Raw genomic sequence first — 11780 nt, forward strand, 5'->3', positions numbered from 1 at the left:
TCCAAATTACATCATTACGACGTCAAACTGTTCCTGAATGTACAGGGGCTCAGCCTGAACTCGCACTTGCTTGCCAATAAATACTTCGAGCTCAGCCAATGCATGAGACTCATCACCCAACAGCGCTTCAGCAACAAACGGCGATGCGTACACAACAAAATTATCGGCGTCGTAAGCACGGTTTACACGAGTAATCTCGCGTAATATCTCAAAGCACACGGTTTCAACCGTTTTCACGCTACCACGGCCTTCACAAGTAGGACAGCCAGAACACAAGATATGTTCAATACTTTCTCGTGTGCGCTTACGCGTCATCTCGACTAAGCCGAGCTGAGTAAAGCCGTTGATGTTGGTTTTTACTCGGTCTTTAGCCAGTGCGGTTTCCAATGAGGTAAGCACTCGCTGACGGTGCTCTTCAGACGCCATATCGATAAAGTCGATAATGATGATGCCGCCGAGATTGCGCAAACGCAGCTGACGAGCAATAGCCTGAGTTGCCTCAATGTTGGTATTAAAGATAGTCTCTTCGAGATTACGACGACCAACAAATGCACCAGTGTTGATGTCGATAGTTGTCATAGCTTCAGTTTGATCAATGATCAAATAGCCACCCGACTTTAGCTCAACCTTGCGCTCTAAAGAACGCTGAATTTCATTCTCGGTGTCGTACATGTCAAAGATTGGCTTGTCACCTTCGTAAAGCTCAAGCTTGTCTGTTAACTCAGGTACATACTCAGAAGTGAATTCTTTCAGGTTTTCATATTCGAGGCGGGAGTCGACCATGATTTTATCGAGCTCTGTGCCGACAAAATCACGCAGAATACGCTGGGCCAAACCAAGTTCACCGTAAAGCGTTGAACGCGTTTTGTATTTTGAACGACGCTCCATGACTTTTAGCCACAAGCGCTTAAGAAATGCCGCGTCTTGAGAAAGCTCTTTTTCATCTGCGCCTTCCGCTGCGGTACGAATGATAAAACCACCGTGCTCATCACAGTAATGGTTCACCACTTTTTTCAGACGCTCGCGCTCTTTCTCACTCTCAATACGCTGCGAGACACCAACATGGCTGGCACCCGGCATAAAGACAAGATAACGTGAAGGCAATGTGATATCCGTCGTTAAACGCGCGCCTTTCGTGCCGAGCGGATCTTTGACCACTTGTACAACAATGTCTTGTCCCTGACGTACCAGCTCAGAGATATCACGGACTTGAAACTGCTGTTTTTCGTTCTCTGCCACACATTCGGTATGCGGGACAATATCTGACGCATGTAAAAACGCCGCTTTATCTAAACCGATATCGACGAAAGCCGCTTGCATACCTGGCAGTACTCGGCTGACTTTGCCTTTGTATATATTGCCCACAATGCCGCGACGCGATTCGCGCTCGATATGTATTTCTTGTAGTACTCCACCTTCAATCATGGCCACACGAGTTTCACTCGGGGTCACGTTAAGCAGCAATTCTGCACTCATGTGCACACCTCAAAACAATTATAAAAATTCTTGAATTAGCTGATCGGTTTCGAACAAAGGTAAGCCTACTACAGCGTGATAACTGCCTTCGATTCGGGTGACAAATCGCCCTCCGAGTCCCTGAATACCATAACTTCCAGCTTTATCGCATGGCTCTCCTGACTGCCAATATTGTTCGATTTCTTCGTGAGTCAGTTGCTTGAACCACACGTCAGTGGTGACGACCACTGAATGTTGTTGTTCCGATGATACGACGCTCACCGCAGTCATCACTTGATGACGACGACCGGATAAGTCAGTAAGCATACGCTTTGAATCTTCAAAACTTTTTGGTTTTTCTAGCACACGGTCATCGCATACTACGACCGTGTCAGAGCCCAATACAACGGAATCAGGCTTAGCTAATGCTAAGCCTGCCTGAGCTTTTTCCAAAGAAAGACGCAGCACGTACTCTCGTGCCTGCTCATGAGCCTGTTTGGCTTCCTCAATATCAGGCAATACGATCTCAAAGTCATAACCTAGTTGAGCAAGCAGCTCTTTTCTTCTCGGAGAACCCGAAGCGAGAACGAGAGATAAGCTTTTCTTCACCGCTTTACCTTACGTGCCATGCACGACGAACTCGTCGCATTAATAAAAACATCCATGGCCAAAGTATACAGTTTATTGCTGCCGTCCACAGAGATAATGGATTAAATACTACGTCCTGGTTCAAATATTCCCCACAGAATATCAAAACTTCCAATAACGCAGTAAAAAAGGCAATTAAAATCGACTGTTGCCACAATGCCATGTTACGAATCAACAGGAAATTCAACGCCACCAGATAGATGACAATCGACATCATCATGCCGCGAATTCCAAGCGTTGAACCGATCAAGATATCCCATAATAAGCCCAGTACTAGCGCGGTTCCAACGTTCACTCGGTGCGGCAGTGCCAACACCCAATAACACGTTACAAGGAACAACCATGATGGACGTAAAACATCTAACACACCTGGCCACGGAATGGTTTGCAATACCAGCGCAACGAAGAAACTGACACCAATCACCATTCGGCTGCTCACTACATTATTGGCCATCAGTTACCTCTTGTTCTTTTTGCTCTAATCCTTCATCCACATTGGATCGCAGCACTTTGTGTTGACGATCTTCATTCGGCCAAATCAGCAGTAGATAACGTAAGCGATCAAACTCTACAACTGGCTCAGCCTTGATTGACGCAAATTCTTGGCGCGTATCGTGATCCACATTGGTAACCGTCGCGACTGGGTACCCTTCTGGGTAAATCCCACCTAGGCCGGATGTCACCAGTAGATCGCCAACCTGAATATCAGTACTGGTTGGAATGTGCTCCAGTTGGATTTCATCCATTTCACCATTGCCCGACGCGATCACTCGAATATCGTTACGGATCACCTGGACAGGAATCGCATTTTTCGCATCCGTTAGCAACAGAACACGTGCGTTGTGCGCTGCGACAAACGTGACCTGACCAACAATGCCTTTTTCGTTGATCACTGGCTGCCCGACGTACACACCGTCTATTTGTCCTTTATCAATCACCACTTGATGACGATAAGGTGAAGTATCAACCGCCATCACTTCAGTTACGACTTTCTTTTCATCCCTGACAAATGAAGAGCCTAACAATTTGCGTAGACGTTGGTTTTCTTCTTTATATTGATCGAGCAAGATCAGCTCGCTTTTCAGGCGTAGCACTTCTCGCTTTAAGTTGCGATTGCCTTCAACTAATGCCTGACGAGTATTAAAACGTTCAAATACGCCATCGAACATGCTGCGAGGCAAATTGGCTGCGTATTGAATCGGTGCAACCATACTGTTCAATAAGTATCGGACGTTGGAAAACGTATCTAGACGACTATCAGCCAGCATTAAGCTCGCCGACACGATGACAGCAAAAAACAGACGTAATTGCAGAGACGGACCTCTGCCAAAAATCGGTTTCATCTTGTTTTTGACCTGATTGCTTCCATGATTATTGAGCCTTACTTGGCAACCTAAAAATACTTAAATAAATACTTTTAGGTATGGAGCATGTTTGAATTACAGAGAGAGCAGAAATGAAGGTGAAGCCCGACATGAGCTTCACCTAAACCTTTATTCTTCAGAGAACAGATCGCCACCGTGCATGTCGATCATTTCTAGTGCTTTACCGCCACCACGCGCAACACACGTTAGTGGATCTTCCGCGATAACCACAGGGATACCGGTTTCTTCCATTAATAGACGATCGAGATCTTTCAGTAGCGCGCCACCACCAGTCAGAACCATGCCGTTTTCAGAAATGTCTGAAGCAAGCTCTGGTGGACACTGCTCTAGTGCAACCATGACTGCTGAGACGATGCCAGATAGCGGCTCTTGAAGCGCTTCTAGGATCTCGTTTGAGTTCAGGCTAAAGCTGCGTGGCACACCCTCTGCAAGGTTACGACCGCGAACTTCAATCTCTTGAACTTCATCGCCAGGGTAAGCAGAACCGATTTCGTGTTTGATCTTTTCAGCCGTTGCTTCACCAATCAAGCTGCCGTAGTTACGACGTACGTAGTTGATCACGGCTTCATCAAAGCGATCACCACCGATACGTACTGACGATGAGTAAACCACACCGTTTAGAGAGATAACCGCAACTTCAGTTGTACCACCACCGATATCAACCACCATTGAACCTGTCGGCTCAGATACGCGCAGGCCTGCACCAATTGCTGCCGCCATTGGCTCGTCGATTAGGTAAACTTCACGCGCGCCAGCACCGAGAGCTGATTCACGAATTGCGCGACGCTCAACTTGGGTAGAACCACAAGGAACACAAACAAGAACACGTGGGCTTGGCTTTAGGATGCTGTTGTCATGCACTTGTTTGATAAAGTGCTGAAGCATTTTTTCGGTTACGTAGAAATCAGCGATTACGCCGTCTTTCATTGGGCGGATAGCGGAAATGTTGCCAGGTGTACGACCAAGCATCTGTTTTGCTGCGTGACCGACTGCAGCAACGCTTTTTGCAGAACCTACACGATCTTGACGAATAGCAACTACAGAAGGTTCATCAAGGACAATTCCTTGCCCTTTTACGTAAATTAGAGTGTTGGCTGTACCTAAATCGATAGATAGATCGTTAGAAAACATGCCACGAAGTTTCTTAAACATACTCTTCGCTCATCCTGCAAAAATATAGAAGACAAAAATTGCTCTAAATGTACCAATGCCTCGCTGTCACAGCAAGGTATTGGTACACAAACATGAGCAGAAAGCCTCAATTTCTTGCAGTTTCCTAACTTAAGGCCAAAAACCTAAGTTGTTACTGTCCGGTTAACCCTGGCTCACCACGGTAAATCACGCGGTCATTACCACGGTGAATACCGAAGGTGACGACGGAGGATGGGTTTTCTTCTCCCGCTTTGTCATTATCCCAGTTGTACTTGAGCCAAGGTAAACCATTTTTTGAATCATCAAGGTCTAACCAAACGCGCGTTTGCTGACGGTATGGTTCAGCTTGAGTTGCAGTAACAGAGCGAGAAGAACCAGAAGACACTTCACCACCAGCTCCTAATGTAACCGCTTTAGGATCAGCATCAGTACCTGTTGGCCAGATATGCGTTTCAGCGACAGTGACACCTTTCACATCGGTTTGATTGTCATCAGGGTTGGCGATAAAGCGGCTACCATTCCAGTATTCAACTCGGAGTGGCACATGTAATGTCGTGCCTTGGTTACCACCTACATCATCTAGGTCTACACGACCAAAGCGGATGTCGGGCTGAGTAGGCAACACTCCCTCACTACCATCGATAGATACTGGATCCTTATTATCATCCGCAGATTTGATTGATATCGCCGTATCTTTCGCGTTCTCGTTAAAGTTGAGCGGACCATCTGGGTAACTTGAGCCAGAACCTTTTAATAGCTCTAACCCATCCGTCGTTGAACCAGTAAACTTACCTAGACTTCTTGAGGTGACATAAGCAGCACCATTATTCACCCAAGTTCCCGTATAGGTTTTGTTCAAAATAAAACGAGATTGATAAGAGCTAGTATCTTTCAAACCAAACTTTGCTTGTAAGCCACTAGAGAAGAAGGCGTAGTTTGTTAAAGCGCCTTTATCCGCATTTAATGCCTCAACATAAAACTCCTCGACGCCAAAGCCTTGTCCCATATAAGCAAAGTTTTCTTTATGTGGGTAAGCCCATTGATTTCCTTTCGCGTCATCAACTCGGAAATACTTAGGGTAGAAACGACCAATATTTTCTTCTGCTGGCGTAATGGTGAAAGCTTTACTGCCGAGATACGTTTCAGGTGGTGTAATCTTAAAATCAAAAGCACCAACTTCGGACACAGTTTGCGTCACTGACCCCGTACCATTAGTTAGATTGATATGATCGTATGTGGTCGTCCCTAAAGTGCCAGGAATCGCACTATCAAACTGCGGGTAAGATACTTTATGACTAATCGTTAAACCTGATTGCTGATAGTTTTGTGCTGGCTTCTTGTCATCACCAAATTGATAAGCCGTCACTTTCATTGTGAACTCTTCTCCAGCAGCAACCAGTTTCTGACTACAAGAGCCAGAACCACACAGACCACCATCAACCGTCAATTTGAGATATGCGGGGAAACTCACAAAGCTATTCTGTCCTAACGAATCCTTTTCATCTTTTATTTTCGCCTTCAGCGCGACTTTACCTGCCTCTGGATACTTTAAGTTGAAGTAAGCTTTGCCTTGCTTATTGAAGTAGACATCGGCAACCTTAACAGTATTTGTCCCAACGGTAACCTCGTTACTGAAAGAACCATCTCTCTTTTTGAAAGAGACATAAGCAGGAACTGATACTGCATTGCTTGTCGGTTCGACTCTTTCAATGGATAACTGAACATCTCGATTTGCGCCATCACCGTCCTGTTGGCTTGGTGAGCTACAAAACTCCAAATAAGGCGAACTTTGATTGCTATATTGTGCCTGCCCTTTGTTATTGAAGAATGGCTTACCAGCAACCTTATCTGGAACCGTTACACCCAATGCCGCAGAGTTAAATACGATATTACAGTTTTGCTCAGATAGCGGACCACCAGCGATACGACACTTAGCTCCTTCAAATCCGAACTGTGGAACTGAACTACTCGCAATGCCAAGTTTTGCAGAGCCAGATTGATAAGCCTGCAATTTTAACGAAATAGAGTCAGAGAATGTGACACTATCTCCTTCCTCCCACTTAACCAAAGAGGAAGATTGAGGCAACAACGATACCGTGACGGGATCAATACTCGCCCCAGGATTACTAGACAACACTGATGCTGGATATGTTTTCGAGCAAGAGTCATTCATACACGCTCGAAGCGTTACTTCCGATGCCTGACAAATACTGCCAGTTCCAGCATAGTCAAACTCGAAGTGGTGAATACCTTCCGTTATTTTTTGATACTTATCAGCACAAACTTGGAAGTTATCCATTTCGTGTACGTTGGTAATGTCACCAGTCGAGGCGGTAATCGACACACGGAAATTTTCTGGAGGCGTGGTTTGCCCAAAACCTCTCATAACATCAAATTGGGAGATCAATGTTGTCCAAGAGTTCGCACTACCGATCTTACGCTGAATCGTAATGTAGACTTTACCTTGTTGTTTAGAATCGATGATAACTTTGTATCTATGATTTGGATCGCGGCGTCTATCTAAGTCACCAACATTGTGGTTACCTTTGATATAGCGATAGCCTCCCATCCATTGCCCAGCCCCGTTCTTAATCCCAGAACCACGAATTGCGACTGTATTTGGCTTAAACCCTGGTCGGTAATTACTATCCTCAAAACTACCTTCTCTTGAGTAGTTGCCGTATTCATCGATACCGAACCCAAGCCAACCGCCAGCAAAGCCTTGTATGTTAGGTTTCACGCCATAGCCAAGTGGACCACCAAATGCCCCAGTTTGTGGCGGAACATTCGCATCAGATAAAACCAATGCCACACCATCAGCCCCAGAGCCGGAGTGTGCATAATGGTCAAACTCCACCTCAAGGTAGTTATCTTTCGAAGGGAATAGATAGTTGTATGCAGATGCTGTTGCTTGATTTCTTTGAGACGAGTTTAAAACGAATCGACCACCAGACGGTTTAGGTTTGATGCTTTGCCCAAAGCCAATAACAGACCAGTTGCTAATATCATTAGCGTTGAAGTCTTCCATTGGTAAGTATTCACACTGTTTGGGAATTATATTTTCGTTATTAATTTTACTACTGTCAGTCAAAGTTAATATACGAGAGTTTACTTTTCCCAGAATAACAGAACCATTGTGGAGAGATATATCTTCATCTGCATAAAAATACCCCTCTAATGTTGAACTCTTGTGAACCGGCCAATAGCTATCATTCAGTGTTATAGAGTCTCGAGAAACAAAAATTAATTGTGAATTTTCATCTGCATACTCAATACTGGCTCCATTAAACTCTGCTTCATTCTTTAAATGTATCTTCACGTTACCATGAATGACGATTTTAGAGCTGTTTTGCATAGTCAGTTTATCAATCCAGTACTCCCCACTAAAAAAATGCACTGTAGAACTACCGTACATATTCATTTTTTTTATCTTGTGCAAAGGTGAAGAAAACCAAGCATTACAATTTTGGTATCCCTTAAAGGACTTAATATTTTCTCGATAAATATTGGTACTACTATTACAATAAATATTTTCATTACCTGTCGCTTCTTTAAATGGTTTTAATTTTTTAGGTGATAACTGTTGGTAACTGACATTACATTTTCTCAAACTGCCATCGTTATTATCACAAGAAGTTTCCGACATATATTGAAAACCATAACAAAAATTTAAATCTAATCCTTCAGTCCCCCAAATTGTAGCTTCATTATAGACCTTAAGATAACTAGCGTTACCATATCCATTACAGAAGCTATTTCCATTACCATGCCCTTGTGCAACAAAAGGAAAATCATTGATCGTAATAGTGTCACTAGAAGCTCTAACGCTATTTGTTACAAGAAATGTTAATAACAATATGAATGGAATGAATTTATTATTTAAGCTTAACTTCATTGTTCTAATCCTTAACCCAAATCTCTTGTCTGCGTTCAACCAAACTCAATCCAGAACCACACTGGACCGCAGCTTCGATACGATAAAAAGTTTGGTTATCTAGCTTTCTATCCCCCCCGTCACACACAAGTGAAACTAATCGGCAACTTCCGTAATTTACACTATCTGAGCTTGGAGCTTTGCCATTTACTTTGTTGTTGCAGTTATCTCCAACTTTTGAGCTAGGCTCATTCAGCGGGTAAATCTCAGTCAGCGCCCACTCTGTTGAAGATTGAGCGTAAAACCATGCTTGTGTTCCTAAAAACTCACGAGTCATTGAGTTTTGATTAGACCAGTTAGTCTTTGTGAGTGTAGCTCCTAGATATCCCATAACAACAATCACGAACAAGCATACAATGAGTACATTTCCACTGTTTTTCTGTTTATGGGACATTTAACACCTGCACATCTTGTTGGTAGGTACTAACTTCACCATTTTGTTCAAAAGCAAATTTGAGATAGACAATCCCACCAGTCTGTAAACTCACATTCGTGTAATCAAATTGACTGTCACCTGCCACAATATTTTCAACAACAGTGCCATTGCGAGTTAAGCGGTTACTACGCACACCTGTTTTGACAATGCAGTATTCAACTTTGGTTGCTAACTGATATAGATAAATACGATGAGCGATCGAGTCACTAGGTAAAGGCGTCGTTAAGCTATAACGATAAAAGTCGGCATTACCATTGCCATCATTACCATTTAAAGAAAGGTCACTATTAATTAAGTGATTACTCACAGCGCCTGATATCAAATCGTCATAGCGTGTAGGGTTAATGACAAAGCGTATCTCCTCGGAAGCTTTTAATGTATTTCCTGGAACGTTTTCCCCAGTGATAAAAAGCAGATCGTTGCTGGTTGGTTCTTGAAAGTAATAACCGGAATTTAAAGTTGGAACAAACGACAGACAGGATTCGTCAACCGTGTTTGTCATTGCAAAACTATTGGGAACGGCGTGTCTAATTTCACGCGCCATTTTTTCTAGCACAAATTGAGCTTGGGTCTGAATTCTTTGTCTTGAACTCGCATCAACATACCCTTTCATCCCAACTTGAACATAACCTGCAATCCCCAACATGATGATGCTACCAATAACAATGGTCAGCACGAGCTCTATGAGAGTGAAGCCTCTTTGACTCATTAATAATTACCTCTGTAACCAACCAATGAAATCGCTAACGCGGAACCAGCAAATATATCTAGTTTCACTTGCTTCATTTTAGGAACACTTCCTTCGAGCTCTGTCGTTTCTACCGCAACCTCTACGCGAAAATTGATATAACTACTGTCTGCACTATTACCTACAACACCTGAGAGTTGGTATTTTTCGCTACCTGAGGGGCAACGGTTCTGAGTATTTTTGGTGTACCAACAACCAATATAATCATCAACATCATTAAAAGCAGAGGGCGAAGTCTCTCCATCCCTTCCAAGAGCAGAGCAAGCATCTGCACCGCTTTCACCACAGCGGAGCATGCCACCGTTATCATCATAATAATGGTCAAAATTACGGGCTAAAATTTGCGACATCATACTATGCCCTAAAGCGATGGCTCGACTTTGATAATGAGAGGTGGAAGCATCTTTAATTTGTGGTATCAAGGCTGTCGAAAACATCACCATTGCGACTCCCATCAAGACGATCGCGATTATCATCTCGATTAGCGTCATTCCTCTGAGCGTTTTTTTGCCTTTCATAGTCATGAACAGCCACCTTTACTCACGTAGCCTTGCTCATTAATTGTGACCGTACAGGTTTGAGAGCTATTGTTTTCGCTAATAGAGATAGTGACCGAAGGAGGGGTCGGGTTTCCTAGCAGATCAAACTGAACCTCTCGGACAGGAGAAAAAGTAACACTGCTGTCTTCGACCCAATCACTACGACTACTGGACTGAGATGAGCAAGAGGCTTTTGAGCCGATACAATTGGTTGCTATGGATAGAATAAAATCGTTATTTCCTACCGCACTACTGACATTAGATTGCATGCGATTCACCTGGACTTGGCGAACAACAGAAATGACTTGATCTTGAATTGCGACGGCAGAAATACCAGTGCGTATAAATCGACTGGATGCATAAAGCGATAATATAGAGAGGATGACGATTACCATGATCAGCTCAATGAGAGTAAAACCTGATATCGTTGAGCGCGACTTCATACTGAGGAACCTTCGGCTTACAACAAGCGATCAAATTATAAGCAAAAAAGCATGGTGATTTTGGACTAAAATCACACTTCTTTTACGTAGCAAACAAGATTGCTCTAGGTTAGTTTTTCGATCTATCGATTTCTTCTTCAATCCGATCGTAAGTTTCTTTGTTGCTTAGCGTCTCAGAAACATGCTCAGCGGTTTGCTTGGTTTGCTCCCACTTGGCTTCGTAAATTTCTGGCTCGAAGCTGATAAATCTTGGTAATACCACATAACCGACCACTCCTAAGATAATCAGTACAACCACAAACTCTATTGCACTAAGACCCAATGATTTACGCATATGAACTATTCCGAGATTAATCAAAATAAAGGTCAGCCTGACTGACTGACCTTTTTAAACTAACTATTTACAGTTGTCTTCGCCTTTAACTACTTCAATCTCTGCAGGAGTTGTCGCATTTTTTGCTGCCGTGTATTTTACACAGTTTGAAGTGTAACCTTTAATACCGTAAACAATACTACCTTTACCATCTGTAGAAGTTGAGTCTATCAAAAGCTCCCAGTCTTGCAGACCGTCAACAGCTAGATTCAAAGCTGCTGATGTTGCTTGCGGGTAACCCCAAATTAAATCTAAATTTCCACCAGCAGCACTGATCGCACCAGTTTCACCATCCTGACCATTAATGGCTGCTTTGCCATAAACAATACCCGCTGCTCCATCCATAGCTCCTTTTAGACCTTGGATAGTTGATTCTCGAGCATCGTCCTGCAGGTTAAGGAAACGTGGTGCTGCAGTGACCGCTAGAATACCTAGGATTACAATAACCACCACTAGTTCGATAAGGGTGAAACCACCTTGTCTTTTCATTGTTTACTCTCTCTATGTAAGCATGCAGTACAACTGCAAAGTTTCGTTTAGGTCACGCGACCATTTTGGATATTGTCAAAACGGTTTGGGGCAGCAACGTTCACTAAAACTGACCGTGAAGTGGATACTGTATCTACCGCTTGAGCAGAATGACGATTCGCCATTATTCAGTTCATGC

12 protein-coding genes are annotated in these 11780 nt (G+C 43.5%); all 12 read right to left on the bottom strand.

The features are described 5' to 3' along the window. Nucleotides 1–6: 6 nt before the first annotated feature. Nucleotides 7–1476: a ribonuclease G gene (rng, locus tag D8S93_RS19860; protein ID WP_005381138.1), complete on the bottom strand. Its 1470-nt coding sequence runs from the start codon at nt 1474–1476 to the stop codon at nt 7–9. Nucleotides 1477–1494: 18 nt separating this feature from the next. After that, nucleotides 1495–2064: a Maf family protein gene (locus tag D8S93_RS19865; protein WP_048626847.1), complete on the bottom strand. Its 570-nt coding sequence runs from the start codon at nt 2062–2064 to the stop codon at nt 1495–1497. Nucleotides 2065–2068: 4 nt separating this feature from the next. After that, the gene (gene mreD / locus D8S93_RS19870) at nt 2069–2557 is read right to left on the bottom strand and encodes a rod shape-determining protein MreD (RefSeq protein WP_012841380.1); all 489 of its coding nucleotides are present in this window, start codon (nt 2555–2557) and stop codon (nt 2069–2071) included. Then, nucleotides 2547–3446 carry a rod shape-determining protein MreC gene (gene mreC / locus D8S93_RS19875; RefSeq protein WP_152815022.1) on the bottom strand — a complete coding sequence of 300 codons (900 nt, stop codon included), beginning with the start codon at nt 3444–3446 and terminating at the stop codon, nt 2547–2549. The genes mreD and mreC overlap by 11 nt, the downstream gene beginning before the upstream one ends. A gap of 150 nt (nt 3447–3596) precedes the next feature. Further along, complete coding sequence (locus D8S93_RS19880) at nt 3597–4640, bottom strand: rod shape-determining protein (RefSeq protein ID WP_005381144.1); 1044 nt, start codon at nt 4638–4640, stop codon at nt 3597–3599. Between the two features lie 151 nt (nt 4641–4791). Beyond that, nucleotides 4792–7668, bottom strand: coding sequence for a DUF6701 domain-containing protein (locus D8S93_RS19885; protein WP_227484015.1), 2877 nt, complete (start codon nt 7666–7668; stop codon nt 4792–4794). Between the two features lie 871 nt (nt 7669–8539). Beyond that, nucleotides 8540–8968, bottom strand: a complete 429-nt coding sequence (locus D8S93_RS19890) for an MSHA biogenesis protein MshP (protein WP_152815026.1) — start codon at nt 8966–8968, stop codon at nt 8540–8542. After that, entirely contained in the window at nt 8958–9719 is a 762-nt protein-coding gene (locus D8S93_RS19895; RefSeq protein ID WP_152815030.1) for a PilW family protein, read from the bottom strand. Before D8S93_RS19895 ends, D8S93_RS19890 begins: the two co-directional genes overlap by 11 nt. Further along, nucleotides 9719–10282: a type II secretion system protein gene (locus D8S93_RS19900; RefSeq protein ID WP_152815033.1), complete on the bottom strand. Its 564-nt coding sequence runs from the start codon at nt 10280–10282 to the stop codon at nt 9719–9721. The genes D8S93_RS19895 and D8S93_RS19900 overlap by 1 nt, the downstream gene beginning before the upstream one ends. After that, on the bottom strand, nt 10279–10740 hold the full coding sequence (locus D8S93_RS19905; RefSeq protein WP_025545966.1) for a type II secretion system protein: 462 nt from the start codon (nt 10738–10740) through the stop codon (nt 10279–10281). The genes D8S93_RS19900 and D8S93_RS19905 overlap by 4 nt, the downstream gene beginning before the upstream one ends. Before the next feature lie 109 nt (nt 10741–10849). Continuing rightward, nucleotides 10850–11074 carry an MSHA biogenesis protein MshA gene (locus D8S93_RS19910; RefSeq protein WP_152815036.1) on the bottom strand — a complete coding sequence of 75 codons (225 nt, stop codon included), beginning with the start codon at nt 11072–11074 and terminating at the stop codon, nt 10850–10852. Nucleotides 11075–11137: 63 nt separating this feature from the next. Beyond that, nucleotides 11138–11602, bottom strand: a complete 465-nt coding sequence (locus tag D8S93_RS19915; protein ID WP_025545963.1) for a prepilin-type N-terminal cleavage/methylation domain-containing protein — start codon at nt 11600–11602, stop codon at nt 11138–11140. Between the last annotated feature and the right edge of the window lie 178 nt (nt 11603–11780).

Origin of the sequence: Vibrio sp. VGrn 2, from assembly GCF_009361695.1 — a bacterium.
In the GTDB taxonomy this organism is placed as follows: domain Bacteria; phylum Pseudomonadota; class Gammaproteobacteria; order Enterobacterales; family Vibrionaceae; genus Vibrio; species Vibrio diabolicus.